Here is a 13,409-nt window from a genome sequence, read left to right on the forward strand (position 1 = left end):
GGCATCCTGCGGTGCCCGCCATTTGAGTTGAGGCACCTTGCTGGTTCGACGTTCTGCGGGGGCGGGGCGTCGCTACCGAACGTGCGACAGGCTGGGCCCGCTGTTCATTTATGGGTCGAGGCGGGCCAGCCACCGGGCCGCAAAGTCGGGATCGTCGGGTCCCAGGTTCGGCAGGTCTGCGCGCAGCGGGCGGGTGAGCAGGGCCAGCTTTCGCAGCGGCGCGACATCCGGGGCGCCCTGGTCGACATCGCCGAGGATGGGCGCCTCGCTCGCCCTGATCATCACGGCCGGACCGACCTGCTGGATGTCGGTGACATCGGGAAGCTCCGAGCGAAGTCGGGTGAGGCCGCCCAGGCGGGCCGTGATTTGCGGTCCGAGCAGCGTCAGCCAGGAAACATTATAGATCTGCCCGGCCGGACCACGGCGAATGTCACCGTTGCTGAGGTCAAAGCCGAGGTACCGCATCGCCATCTTGTCGATCTCTTCGAACGCTTCGCCGCGCAGCGACATGTGCAGGTGCTTGAAGGCGTACCCGCAGAAGCCGGAGTCGAACTCACACCGCAGAGCGACCTTGCGCACGAAGTCGACGAAGTCCTCGATGCTGGTGAACGTTTCAAGATCAGTCGGGAACTCCAGGTAAAGGCTGCCGCTGTCGGTCGGCTGGCCCGCCCAGTTCGGCGGCGACGCCGCGAAATGGGCGCCGAACTGGCCCACATTTCTCGGCGGCTCCTGACCGAAATGAAACTCGAAATAGTGCTCGGGGTCGATCCCGCGAAGCTCCCGCAACGTCGTGGTGATGGTGCGGCCGGTCGCTTTCCGCCACGTCCCGCTGGCCGATAGATACGTCTGCAACGCTCCGTCCGGTACGAAATCGAGGTAATCCTGAAGAATGTCGGCGACCACCGGCGCCAACGTCCGGGCCGGCTGTGCGTACAGCATGCACAGGGTGACACCAGGCCGTAGGAAGGTGTACTCGGTGCCGCCGAGGACGACGCTACGAGTCATCTGCTCCAAGTCCACCCGCTGCCGCCCGTGTCCGGCTGGGACCTCTCGCTGGTCAGGGCCGCCTACAGTGGCGGGATCTGTCTCGTCACGCGGCAGCACAGCATCGAAGACGACCCGTGCCTGGGGACTCATCGCGTTCCGCGCCTCGACCAGCGTTTCTTTTCCGTCCTGGACCGTGTACGGGTAGTCACGGTCCAACATCTTCCGCAAGTGTGTTCGGGCCTTGTCGAAGTCGACCGGCAACCCATCTCGCCCGGTCAGGTACGCCACGGCAAGTTCGAAATGCGCGTGACCGCTCACATAGTTCCCGTCGTCGGCGTGCAGCGGACCCTGCAGCATGGCGTCGATCATCTCGTCGGCCTCGTCGTGACCAAAGTCCGACGCGACGTTGAGCCATTTGTACGCCACCCCCTCAGGCTCCTCGACCGAATCGCTGTAGGCCAGATCCAACAGGCCAGCCACGTCGCCGGCCTCGGCAGCCGCAAACAGCCGGGCTCCACGATCCTCACCATTCATGGCCCAAACAATAGAATGACTCGTGCGAAGGCCGAGCATCTTCGACGAGCGATCCCGAGGCAACCGGTTTCGGCGTCGAGGGCAAGATCCACCGATTCCGCAAGATAGGTCTGACCAACTTTCAGACAGTCCGGTCAGATCCACTCTGCGAGGCGCTGGTCTGCCTTGCGCCGTACGCAACCTTCAACTGGATCGGACAAGTCGTGCCGGTATCGCCGGAGGTCGCGAGCAGGGCTATTGCGTAGTCGGTTGATGCTCTTCTGACCTGGGCGTTTGGGGTGGCGGCCGGGCGGGTGAGGGTCGATGGGGCGGGTGTGGCCGCATCGGTGATCATGGTGGTTCTCACGCCAGATGATCTCCGACAAGGACCACACCCGCAGATGTCATCATCGCCGATCGCGGTGCTACTGCCGCACGCGCCCGTCACCTCCACCGAACCAGCTGCCCTACCGGTTGCGGTTACCGCTGCGGAGCAACCGGGGCTGTTGACCGTCCTGGCGACGGTCCCTGATCCGCGTGATCCGCGTGGGGTGCGTTATCCGCTGGCGAGCATGCTCGGGGTGGCGGTGTGCGCGGTACTGGCCGGCGCGGTCACCTTCGCCGCGATCGCTGACTGGGTCAGGGATCTGGACTCGCCGGCGTGGGCCAGGCTCGGATTCACCGGTCGGATCCCGGTGGCGTCCACGGTGTGGCGGCTGCTGGTCCGCGTTGACGCCGAGGTGCTGACGAGCGTGCTGGCCGGCTGGCTCCGCGCGCGTTGCGAGGCGGGCACGCCGGCATCCACATCGCGGCCGGTCACCGATCGCAGACGGCGGCGGATGATCGCTGTCGACGACAAGGTCCTGCGGGGATCACGGCTACCCGACGGCAGCCAGGTGCACCTGTTGTCGGCCTACGACACCGGCACCGGTAAAGTGCTGGCCCAGGCACAGATCGCGGCGAAGTCGAACGAGATCCCGGCGTTCACGCCGCTGCTGGACCGGGGTCGAAGCCCAACTCGGCAGCCTGACCGGTGCGATCGTCGTCGCGGACGCCCTGCACGCCCAGACTGGCCACGCCCGCGAGGTCGCCACCCGCGGCGCCTGCCTCGTGGTCACCATCAAGGCGAATCAGCCGACGTTGCACAGTCTGCTCAAAGCGTTGCCGTGGGCCGAGGTCCCGGTCGGTGACCGACGCCGCGACCACGGTCACGGCCGCAAAGAGACCCGCACCGTCAAGGCGTTGACCGACCTGACTCCGGGCGGGCTCGGCTTCCCACACGCCTGTCGTCGCTCACCGAATTCGGTTCTGTCGCTGATCTTGTGGTCGGCGTGGCGGCCCAATGTCCTTTGTGCGGCCCGCAACGGCGGAGTGTGCCGGGAGTGGGGCATGGTTAGACCAGGGATCTGCTCGGCGAACGTGTGTCGACCAGCAGGTACGGGCGCCCAACCCAACTAGGTCCGGCGGGAGCGCCGCTCACGGACGATCGGCAGTGAAAAACTGCTGCTCAGAGCGGTCGCGTAGCGGTTCGTATGCTGGAACCTTCGGTCCACCCATTTGAGCAGGGCAAACGCACCGTTCCACTGACCACAGTGGACGGTGCGGTTTCATTTGTGCGCACCATGTGCGCACCGGCCGATCTTGAAGCCGGCGACCAGAGGAATCCCCCGTCGATCGATATGGCGTTTGACCTGCGAGTTCGCTCTTTCGGCGGCCCCGATACTGGATCTTGACAATTTCTTGTGTGATGACCATTACGTCAGACTTGTCGGGCGTGTCTTCGGTCCGTGGCGGGGGCTAGCGGCGTCATCGGGCACCGGTTGCCCCGTTGCGGTAAGAGGGTCACGCCTGCAGCCGACGCTGAGAAGGTCGTCCGGCCTCCTCGATGGGCTGAACTTTCAAGCGATAGCCGCTGTCGGCTGGCGAGTCCTTCGACGACTCCCGGCGGCCGGGCGGATCCTCGCCCGGCGGTGCGCGGCATCCTCGTTGCGACAGGCCCTCGGCCACGTCCGCGAAGAACAGGACCCGCCGCCCGGACCCGAGCAGCTACGCCCTCGGGTCGGCCTGCATGGCGGCGATCGTGTCGCTCACCTCACGCGCCTGGGGGTCGTCGAACTCCTTGAGGGTTGCCACCGCGCCGCTCCAGATCGCCTGCGCGAGGCCCTGATGGCCGACCAGGAACAAGGCCCGGCCGATGTCCACCCAGACAAGGGCCTCGAATCGCAGGTTGTTCAGCAACCGGTACATGCGGATCGCCTCGCCGAAGGCCCGGAGGGATTGCCGATACCGTCGCAACGCCAGGTAGGCCAGGCCGAGGTGGCGCTGATTCGACGCTTCACCGTTGACGTCACCTATCTGACGGTTGATCTCGTGCGCCTGAAGGTGACAACCGATCGCCCCCTCGTAATCGGCGGCCCCGTACAAGGCCACCCCGAGGTTGTCGAGGTTCAGCCCTCGTCCTCGGTGGTAGCCGGACTCGGTGCACAGGTCGAGGGCCCGGGTGGCGTACCGCCGCGCCGCCTCGTGATCGCCACGCTCGCCGTACACCAATCCCAGGTTGCCCAGCATCATCGCCTCACCGGAGGAGTGGCCCGAGTCCTGGAAGCACGTCAGGGCGTTGTGAAAATGCGTCGCGGCGGCGGGACCGTCACCTCTCAGGTAGCACATGTAGCCCAGGGCGTTGGACAGGTAGCCCTCTCCGGTCCGCTCACCGGCGGCCGCGGCCGCGTCGATGGCCCACCGGTGGAACTCAATGGCGTCGTGCAGCGGGATACGGCGTTCGAAGAACGTCGTCAACGAGGTGATCATGCGCCAGGCATGGCCGCTCCAACCGTTTTCGTTGGCCCACCGAATGACCGACCGAAGACAGTCGTACTCGCGCTCCAGCCAGGCCATCGCCGCCGACACGTCCGCAAACCGCGGCGGCTCCACCTGAGGCAGGTACGGCGCCAGGAAGTCACGCCGCCGGTGCGGCAGAAGGCGACTGTCCGCGGCCACCGTGGCATGCAGGTACCAGTCCAGCATTCGGCGTACAGCGCGGTTCTGTTTTTGCGGGTTCTGGCTGCTCCGCGCCAACTCGGCGGCGTACCAGCGGACGAGATCGTGTAACTCGTACCGTTGCGGCAGGCGCTGCCGCACCAGGTGGGTCGCGACCAACTGGTCCAGCGCCGCTTGCGCCCGCCGGACGGACATGCCGGCGAGCGCCGCCGCCGCGTCCAGGGAGATCTCCTCAGCCGGGTGCAATCCAAGCTTCCGGAACACGCTCGCGGCGTCCGCGGTCAGGGTCCGGTAGGACCAGGACAGCGCCACCCACAGGTCGTTGTACGGATCGCCGTCACCACCCTGGAAGACTTCGTGCCTCATCCGTTCGTCGTCCAGTGCCTGTACGACACCGGTGAGACCACCCGCACGCTGAGCCCGCTCAGCCAGGATGGCCAACGCGAGGGGCAGCCCCCCGCACAGCTCGACGAGGCGGGCGGCAGCGGCGCGTTCAGCCGTCACCCGGTCGGGACCATATGCCGCGGCGAGCAGCGCGAGCCCGTCACGTGACGGCAACGGAGCGAGCGTCACCCGGTGTGCGCCGTCGCGGACCGCCAATCCGCGAAGCTGATTCCGGCTCGTCACGATGACCAGGCTGTCTGCGCCCGGCAGGAGGTGGCGCACCTGCGCGGCGTCGCGCGCATTGTCCAGCAGCATCAGCACCCGCCGACCGGCGAGGGTGCTACGCAGCAACGCCGCGCGTTCATCGACGCCCGACGGGATCACCTCGCTGTGCAGGTGGAGGCCGCGCAGCAGCGTCTCGGCCGCAGCGGAGGGCGACAGCGGCTCGCCGGGACCGTAGCCCCGCAAATTCAGGTACAGCTGCAGATCCTGATATGTGGCCACCGCCCGCTGCGCAAGGTGGATCGCCAGGGTGGTCTTGCCGATACCCGGAGCACCGTCGAGGGCCACGACGTGGGTGAATCGCCTCTCGCCCTGTTGGATCGTGGTCAGTATCTTTTCGAGCTGCGACAGTTCCGGTCGGTTGACGAAGTTGACGACCTCCGGCGGGAGTTGACGGGCGACGCCGACCCCGTTGGGTGCCGACGTCGACACCTGCGAACCGGCAACGGGCCCTCCGCCTTGCAACACCCGCTGATGCAACCGCTGCAGATCCTCGCCGGGATCGATACCGAGTTGGTCGGCCAGAACACTGCGGGCCTGCTGGAAGGCCTGGAGAGCGTCAGCGCGTCGGCCGGAAGCGAACAGCGCGTCGATCAACCGCAACCACAACGATTCCCGGGTCGGATGGACCCGCAGCAGCTCGCGCAGTTCGGAGACGAGCGCCCCTGGCCAACTGACGCGCATCTCCAGATCGATCCGCCGTTCCATCGCGGTCGACCACTCGTCTTCGATCTGCGGAATGACCTCCTCATCGAGCCAGTCCGACGCCACGCCCTCGAACGGGCGACCGCCCCACAATGCCAACGCCTCATGCAGCAGTGAGAGCTCGTCGTCCGACGAGCCGGCGGTCATCGCTCGGGAAAGCAGGTCGCGGAACCGCAGGAGGTCTACGCTCTCGTCCGGAACATCGAGCATGTAACCGCCCGGTGTCGTCTGGATGGCCTGTTGGCCCAGCAGCCGGCGTAGCCTCGCCACGTACGTGTGCACCGTTGCCTGCTCACGCAACGGCGACAGCCCGGGCCAGAGCCGCGCGGCCAGAACACCGACCGGGACCGGACGGCCCAACGACATCAACAGCGCGGCCAACAGGACCCGCATCTTTCCCGCCGGGACAACCACCGGCCGACCACCGTCGAGGACCTCCCACACTCCGAGGACCCGGAAACGAAGCTCCTCCTCAGCCATCATCCCTCCCCGATGGGCATCTGGGCGGTGTCGATCATTGCAGTGGGGTTCTTTCACGATCCTGAAGGCGCATGAACGGACGATGACAGGTGGCGCGGGTCAGCCCGGTGGATGCGGGGTCGTACGGACCCACCATTCGGCGACGAGGACGTGGGCGACGAAGGAAATCCAGAAGGCCGGAGCGAACGACTCCTTCAACCCGAGCACGCCGAGTTGAGGGAGCACGATGATCCAGATGCGGATCGTGCCGACCCCGATAGCGACGGTGAACGCCCTGATCATCCAACGCCGGTGCTGGACGATGTCGCCGCGGCGAACCGCGCGGAACGCCGCCACCAGGCAGGCGAGGAACCAGCCCCCGAAGACGACGGACGCCGCGGCCTCACCGACACCGCCGAACGAGAACAGGAAACCGAAGACGACCGCGAACACGCCGCTGAGCAGTGCGGCCACGAGCAGGACCCGCCCGAGTCGCCGGTGCACGTCGTAGTGCCGGCTGCGGAACCGGTACGCCAGTTGCAACGGAGCGCCGAGCAGATACAACACACCGGGCGCGATGTGCAGATACGCCAACCACGGATGCTCGACGTACGCGCGGTCGATGTCGTCGGCCGGTTGCGTCCCGTGGACGAGATGGGGGACGTCCTTCCAGACGCGCATGGCGGCATAGAGCAGAACGAAGACGACCAGCCCGGCCGCCGCTACTTGCACCAGCCGCAGCCACGTGCGGCTTCGGGAAACCACACGTTCACTCATCGCACCTCCATGATCCAGCATCGTTCGTCCATTCGTACCAGCCGCTACGGCGAACGGATATGACCAGGACACCGGATTTCCTGCTCGTTCATCCAACGCTCTTGGACCTGCGGCAGAGTAGGCCGATAATCTGCGCCATGACGAGCACGGACACCTGGGCACCGACCGATCCGCTCGGCGAGGCACTACATCTCCTGCGGATGAACGGCGCCTACTACTGCCGCTCGGAACTGAGTGCGCCGTGGGGTCTGATGCTTCCGCCGATGCGTGGTCATCTGTGGTTCCACGTCGTCACCTCGGGCAACGCGCTGCTGCAGACGGGCGACGCCGCCCCGGTCGCGATCCGGCCGGGAGAGCTCGCGCTCGTTCCGCACGGCGAGGGGCACAGCCTCCGGAGCGCACCGGACGCGTCGCTGGTGGGGGTCACCGAGCTCACGCTGGAAGCGGTCAGCGACCGCTACGAGATCCTCCGGCATGGCGGCGGCGGTGCCCCCACGACGATGATCTGCGGCGCCGTGCGGTTCGACCAGCCCGTCGCCCGTCACCTCATGACTGTCCTCCCCCAGACCATCCACGTCCGGGCGACGAGCTTCCCGCAACAGGACTGGATGCACAGCACCCTGATGTTCATGGCGAACGAGGCGAAGGAACTGCGGCCCGGCGGCGAGGAGGTGATCACCCGGCTGGGCGACATCATCGTGATTCAGGCGATCCGGTCGTGGATCGAGACGGATCCCGCGGCGCGCAACGGGTGGCTCGGCGCGTTCCAGGATCCCCAGATCGGTCGTGCGCTGTACCTGATCCACCGCGATCCGAACCGGAGGTGGACGGTGGCCGCGCTCGCCGCCGAGTTGGCGATCTCCCGGTCCGCGTTCGCGGCGCGGTTCACCAGGCTCGCCGGCGAACCCGTGATGCAGTACCTGACGCGTTGGCGGATGTATCTCGCCCTCGACGCGCTCCAGCGCGACCGCACCACGGCCGCCGAACTCGCCGCCCGTTTCGGCTACCAGTCCGAGGCGGCGTTCGCACGCGCGTTCAAGCGCGTCATCGGTGTGCCGCCCGGGTCGGTGCGGCGCGGCGGGCCCGACGCATCAGAGTTCGACGATCGGTGGATCGACAGCCGCGCGTCAACGTGACATGGCGCGTCGATAACCGGGGCGACCGACCGGTGAAAGGTCGATGACGGTTCAATGACAGGTATCGACGGTAGCCTTGGATCGAGTCCCAGATGCGGTTCGTCCCCTCCGGATTCCGCGACCTTCGTCTGCGGATGAAGCGGACCCTGAGCCTCGGTGGATCCCCCGAAATCGCCGGGCTCGGGGTCCGCCGGGTCGAGTGCATTTCAGGGAACCTCGCGTTCTACCGGGCCGTCGGACCAGAGCCATCCGATACCAGACGTTTCACCACGACGCCGACTAGCCTTCGCTCCGGCACGAAGCCGTAGTGCCTGGAGTCATATGACTCCGTCGGATTGTCCCCCCAGTACGAACAGGCAACCGGAAGGCACCCGGTCCCCGGGCAACGCCACCGCCCTCTTGATCATCAAGTGCGGCCCGGAACGGGGATCATCGGGACCTACCTCCGCCGGATCCTGCTCGATCACCACGACCTGTCCCGGCCGCACGGCACCGAGCGGTGCCCGCCAGACCAGCACCCGGTCCCCGGACCGGTACGTCGGCAACATGCTGTCTCCGGTAACGACGGCCACCAGGCTCCGGCGCCGCAGCCATTTCGCCGCGCCGCCCATCAGCGCGGCGAGGCCGACAACGGCCAGCGATGACAGCACCGCGGCAAGGCTCACGACGGTGTGCTGGCCGAGCGCGGGACCGGTTCGGCATGCCCACCGGCGTCCGGCGCGGGGAGCCGGGCGAAATCCAGGTCCACCGCGAGCACGGTTCCGGCTTCGTCCAGCAAGCAGAACACCGGCGCGGCCCGGACCCCGAAGGCGCTGGTCATCGGGGTGGCGGCCGCTCCGGCGAGCACACGCGCCACCGGTGCGAGGTCGTCGATCATCGCCGTCGTCTCCTCGGCCGGGCCGGACACGACCGCCAACACCCGTTCCCGGCCACCGGGCCGGGCCCGGGCGAAGTCCACGAACGCCGGCAGTTTCTCCACACAGGCCGTGCAGCCCTGAGCGAAGAACGCCACCAGCGTCCGCCCGGCCAACGTGCTGCGCGCCACCCGCTCGCCGTCGACGGTCTCGACCGCGAAGTCCTCGACCACGTCGCCGGGCGAGGGCATGCTGTCCTCGATGAAGGACCCGCCGCTACCCAGTCTCTCCAACTGAGCGTTGTGTAGGCGGAGACGCCGGACTACGCCGAACGTCAACAACAGGTCCACCAGGCACACGATCGCGACCAGTGCCACGGCCGCCACCAGGAATGGCATGGCGTGTATCCTTCCCGCTGGTGAGATCCGCTGGCCGTACGGCGAGCGGGATCGAAGACTCAGGGGCAGTCGGTCCCGAGGCTCCGACATCCACACAGGTGGCCACTGATGCAGTCGTAACACAGGTTTCCGCGTTGGTAGCGGTTGTTCAGGAATATGCAGCACGGGATGCATTGGCAGTTGCACCGGTTGATTGCGGCGGCTTCCACCTGCGGACCAGTCGACTGACTCGCGGGCATCGGCGAACGCGATGAAGCTAGCGAGGGCCCCCTTTCACGTGCCTGTCACGGGCCAGCCAGATGGCGACGACGCATTCGATTCCGCCGACCGCTTCGCGTCGATGCCGCTGTGTCATGTCTGTGAAAGGCGGACGTCCCTAAGGTGTTGTGGCGGTGTCGGGCGATTCTCATTGCGGAACCGCCCGAACCCCGGTGTTTCAGCGTCCTGAAACGCTCGGCTCAACCGGGCTCGACGGGACGGACGGCCCGGTCGGCAGATAGCGGTCGGGATTCAACGTGACCCCGAAGTAGATGCTGCCGCTGATCAGAAGCACAAGCACGACCAGGCCGGCATATGCCAGCACTCCGTTGCGGACCTCATGCCTCGGGGCGCTGCGCTTCACCGCGAGCGGCGTGACAGTGGCGCGGTGGCCCGGCCGCAACCGCACCGTGACCCGGTCGCCGGGCTTGACCGGTGCGGCACCCGGGAAGAGCTCGCCGACCGCACGGCGCGTCTCCTCGCCGGAGACATACTCCACCCGGACCCGCTGGTACCGCTGCGGGCGGCCGGTGCCGTCGCGCCGCCAGTGCGCCTGCACCGTTACCACCACCGCGGCTCTGTCCTGCATTCCGCACCACCCGAGGACGTCGGTCCCGCCGGCGTCCATCGACACCGAACACACCCTCACCGTAGCGCCGCCGCTGGCTTTCAGCGCTGAAAGGACCATGACAGGAAACCGTCATGGCCACGCCCGGTGAGCTCCGTTACAGTGCGCGAAGCATTGATCATCTATACGGCGAGCCTGAACACGATGCGGGGTCGGGTTGTGACCAAGTTCAGATCCATCGGCAACGCGGATGCGCTGTGGCGCAGGCACACTCGACCATCCGACAGCGCATTCGTTCTGGCCGACACGTCACCGGAAGCACATGCGCAGTACGACCGGATCACGGCGCTGGTCCGGCTGGGCCGAGTGGTTCTCTCCGTGGGGTCCGGTGTCATTCTGCTGGCCCTCGTCCTCGGCAGCGTCCGCGGGCATTCCACACTGGGTTGGTTCTTCCTCCTGCCGGGTGCGCTGGTCCTCACACTGGCCTTCGTCCTGGTCGATCTGCGGTTGACGGCCAGGCCCCCCGGTACGACGGAGGTGCCGGGCGACCTGGCCGAAGAACTCTGCACTCTGCGTGAGTTCGGCAACGACATCGTCCTGTACACCGCGGAAACTTTGCCCGCGGCCGATTACGAGCGGATCACACGAGCGACGAACGAGCACCTTGCGGCGACCATCGCGACGGCCGCGCGCGTGCTGGCCGCGGACAGGTCAGGGGACCTCGACACGTCGGCCAGGCTCCGGACGCGACTGGTGGCCTACGCCGATGGGCTGCGGGACGCGCACGAAGCACTCGTGCCACGACCCGACGACGACCCGGCCGAGCCTCCGTTGCAGCCGTCCGGCAGGGCGGCGTCGACGGGCGAAGCCCACCACACGGAAGCCGGATCAGATGAGATCGGATAACGAGCACCGGTTCGCGCCGTCCGGCGCCGTCGGGGTGCGCGACGGTGTTCTGGGCGTTCACCCGTACGCCGATGTGGGTCCGGAGCCGGCGCACCGGACACCGCCTCAGCCGACTCCGGCAGCACCGCCAGCACCGGCGGCAGCGAGCATGGAGAGCCGGTTGGCGGCCCACCCAAGCGCCGACAGCAGCATCGGATTCGTCGTTGAGAACGGAACCGTGGAGCCGGTCGGTGCGGGCCTGCGCAAGGTGCGTCGCCGGTCACGATTCGCGGGTGGGCGGTGGCGGCGCGATGTCCTGCTGCTGACGATGATGCTGGCGCTGCTGGTGATCGTCGTCAACGGTGTCTACCGCCTGGCCGGTAAGGCGCTCTACGACCCGCCACGGCCCGGCCCCGGTGATGCCTTCCCCACAGCGCAGGCGTCCGGTTACGCGGCGCGCTTCGCGCACGCGTACCTGACGTGGGACCAGAGCAATCCGCAGTCGCGCCTGGAACAGTTGAAACTCTTCTTCCCGCGCGGGGCCGACACCCAGCTCGGCTGGGACGGGCGAGGGACGCAGCGGGTGGTCGGCCAGCCGTTGCCGGCAGGGGTGACCACGCGCGACGACCACCGCGCCGTGGTGCACGTCGCCGCGCTGCTGGAGCCGGGCGGATGGACCTGCATGGACGTAGCGGTGTACGCCGCTGCCGGCGGCGGCGCGCTGGCCATCACCTCCTATGCGGCGTTCGTCTCCTGCCCGGCGGTCGCGGCCGCCGGGGTCCCGAACGACAGCCGACAGGGCGACGATGCTGCCGCGGCGGAGATGCTGCCGACGATCACGAGCTTCCTCCGGGCGTACGGCGTCTCGTCAACCGACCTGACGCAGGTGGTGACCCCCGACTCCGGTATCACCGGTCTGCGCGGCGCCGCCGTGTTCGTGGACATCATCCGTTTGTTCGTACCGGATCTCAGCGAGGGTGGAGGGAGCTTCGAGCGGACGGCAGAGGTGGTCATGCGGTGGCGGACGCCGTCCGGTGGTGCGGTGACCCAGATGTACCGGCTGTCGATGCGGAGTGTCGGCGGACGGTGGTTCGTACACAGCATCGACGGTGGGGTGGAGTCACCGGACGTGGCGCCCGCGGTCGGCGGGGTCGCACCGGCGCCGAGTCTGTCGCCGTCACCGTCGATCTCATCGAGCAGATCGCCCGGCCCCGAAGTATCGAATTCCTCCTCGGCGAGCGGCACCCGATGACAGACCTGGGGAGAACGACATGCTGAGCGAGATGCTGCGGTTGGCCGCCGAACCCGACGTGTTGGCCGTTACCGGCGAGGGCATAGCAACGAAGTTGAGGAGCTTCTTCGCGCCGATCGCGGCCGTGGTGATCGGGGTCTACGGACTCAGGTACCTCCGAGGCGAGGACAGGTCATTGGCATTGTTCCTGGGCTATCTCGCGATCGCGGCCTTCGTTTTCGCAATGATCCAGTGGGGCTACGCCATCCTGACGGCTTTGGGCGAATTGATCGCCGACCTATTCAAGTAGCGACATCCAGGGATGCCGAGATTTCGGTGGTACGGGGTTACAGCAATGATTGTGCGTACGTTCACGCAGACGTGGAACATGCGGGTACGGATCTACGCGTTCGACGACGTCCGGTTGCCGCTGCGCAACGGCATCAGCATTCCGCAGTTGGTGGCCGGCCTGATTGCGGCAGCCGTCTGGGTGCCGCTGTGCGCGTTGCTCGGCCTCGGCGGTCTGGTCGGTAACGCCGGCGTGACGGTTCTGTTGTATGTCGGGCCGCCGATCCTGTTGATGCTCCAGGTCGACCAGCCGATCGCGCATGAAAAGAAGGCCGAGGAGTGGCTCACCGCGATCGTGGCACGTGGTCAGGAACCGCGTGCCCTCGGTGCGATGGCGGAGGCGCACCCGGCCCGGCCGATCGTGCTCACCGCCTCGCGGTGGATCCCCGACGGCGGTGACGGCCGATGACAGTTCTCGCGCTGTTGATCATCGCGGGGATCGCCGGCGCCGCCTATGTGCGGATGTCGGGCCGGAACCGCGAGAACCGAACCGTCACCGCATTGCCGGCGCGGTTGTCGGTGCGCCACTTCGACGACTCGGTTCTGCTCACGGACAATGACGCGTGGACGTACCTGCGGGTGCCCACCATTTCGGTGGAGTTCCGTACCGTCGAGGAGTGGGACCGC

At 67.2% G+C, this 13,409-nt stretch carries 13 protein-coding genes and 2 pseudogenes; 7 read left to right on the forward strand and 8 right to left on the reverse strand.

All coding sequences use genetic code 11. The annotated features are described in order from the left end of the window. Window positions 1-108: 108 nt before the first annotated feature. Window positions 109-1,521, reverse strand: a complete 1,413-nt coding sequence (locus tag Vau01_RS62205; RefSeq protein WP_204014891.1) for a type VI immunity family protein — start codon at window positions 1,519-1,521, stop codon at window positions 109-111. Window positions 1,522-1,901: 380 nt separating this feature from the next. Here Vau01_RS62205 and Vau01_RS64435 point away from each other — a divergent pair. Further along, window positions 1,902-2,210: pseudogene (locus tag Vau01_RS64435) on the forward strand (transposase family protein); the annotation flags it as partial. A gap of 274 nt (window positions 2,211-2,484) precedes the next feature. Here the strand turns inward: Vau01_RS64435 and Vau01_RS62215 are convergent. From Vau01_RS62215 to Vau01_RS62225, 3 genes are all read right to left on the reverse strand, one after another. After that, a complete protein-coding gene (locus Vau01_RS62215) occupies window positions 2,485-2,712 on the reverse strand; it encodes a hypothetical protein (RefSeq protein WP_204014939.1) in 228 nt (75 codons plus the stop codon). An 834-nt stretch (window positions 2,713-3,546) separates the two neighbouring features. Beyond that, window positions 3,547-6,348 (reverse strand): AfsR/SARP family transcriptional regulator, encoded by a 2,802-nt coding sequence (locus Vau01_RS62220; RefSeq protein ID WP_204014894.1) that lies wholly within the window; start codon window positions 6,346-6,348, stop codon window positions 3,547-3,549. Window positions 6,349-6,447: 99 nt separating this feature from the next. Next, a complete protein-coding gene (locus Vau01_RS62225; protein WP_204014897.1) occupies window positions 6,448-7,104 on the reverse strand; it encodes a DUF2306 domain-containing protein in 657 nt (218 codons plus the stop codon). A 137-nt stretch (window positions 7,105-7,241) separates the two neighbouring features. Between Vau01_RS62225 and Vau01_RS62230 the strand changes: the two genes are divergently transcribed. Then, window positions 7,242-8,240 (forward strand): AraC family transcriptional regulator, encoded by a 999-nt coding sequence (locus tag Vau01_RS62230; RefSeq protein WP_204014900.1) that lies wholly within the window; start codon window positions 7,242-7,244, stop codon window positions 8,238-8,240. A 223-nt stretch (window positions 8,241-8,463) separates the two neighbouring features. Here the strand turns inward: Vau01_RS62230 and Vau01_RS65650 are convergent. From Vau01_RS65650 to Vau01_RS62245, 4 genes and pseudogenes are all read right to left on the reverse strand, one after another. Next, window positions 8,464-8,550: pseudogene (locus Vau01_RS65650) on the reverse strand (hypothetical protein); the annotation flags it as partial. Between the two features lie 7 nt (window positions 8,551-8,557). Then, window positions 8,558-8,905 (reverse strand): S24/S26 family peptidase, encoded by a 348-nt coding sequence (locus Vau01_RS62235; RefSeq protein ID WP_204014903.1) that lies wholly within the window; start codon window positions 8,903-8,905, stop codon window positions 8,558-8,560. Beyond that, complete coding sequence (locus Vau01_RS62240) at window positions 8,902-9,492, reverse strand: TlpA disulfide reductase family protein (protein WP_204014906.1); 591 nt, start codon at window positions 9,490-9,492, stop codon at window positions 8,902-8,904. The genes Vau01_RS62235 and Vau01_RS62240 overlap by 4 nt, the downstream gene beginning before the upstream one ends. Window positions 9,493-9,928: 436 nt before the next feature. After that, on the reverse strand, window positions 9,929-10,384 hold the full coding sequence (locus Vau01_RS62245) for a hypothetical protein (protein WP_204014909.1): 456 nt from the start codon (window positions 10,382-10,384) through the stop codon (window positions 9,929-9,931). Between the two features lie 96 nt (window positions 10,385-10,480). Between Vau01_RS62245 and Vau01_RS62250 the strand changes: the two genes are divergently transcribed. The 5 genes from Vau01_RS62250 to Vau01_RS62270 all read left to right on the forward strand — a co-directional run. Then, the gene (locus Vau01_RS62250) at window positions 10,481-11,224 is read left to right on the forward strand and encodes a hypothetical protein (protein ID WP_204014912.1); all 744 of its coding nucleotides are present in this window, start codon (window positions 10,481-10,483) and stop codon (window positions 11,222-11,224) included. Window positions 11,225-11,372: 148 nt separating this feature from the next. After that, entirely contained in the window at window positions 11,373-12,455 is a 1,083-nt protein-coding gene (locus tag Vau01_RS62255) for a conjugal transfer protein (protein WP_204014928.1), read from the forward strand. A 19-nt stretch (window positions 12,456-12,474) separates the two neighbouring features. Further along, a complete protein-coding gene (locus Vau01_RS62260) occupies window positions 12,475-12,744 on the forward strand; it encodes a hypothetical protein (RefSeq protein ID WP_204014931.1) in 270 nt (89 codons plus the stop codon). A gap of 45 nt (window positions 12,745-12,789) precedes the next feature. Next, window positions 12,790-13,191 (forward strand): hypothetical protein, encoded by a 402-nt coding sequence (locus Vau01_RS62265; RefSeq protein WP_204014934.1) that lies wholly within the window; start codon window positions 12,790-12,792, stop codon window positions 13,189-13,191. Further along, a partial coding sequence (locus tag Vau01_RS62270) for a hypothetical protein (protein ID WP_204014936.1) occupies window positions 13,188-13,409 on the forward strand: 222 nt, incomplete at its 3' end. The genes Vau01_RS62265 and Vau01_RS62270, both read left to right, overlap by 4 nt.

This window comes from Virgisporangium aurantiacum (assembly GCF_016863635.1).
GTDB classification, from domain to species: domain Bacteria; phylum Actinomycetota; class Actinomycetes; order Mycobacteriales; family Micromonosporaceae; genus Virgisporangium; species Virgisporangium aurantiacum.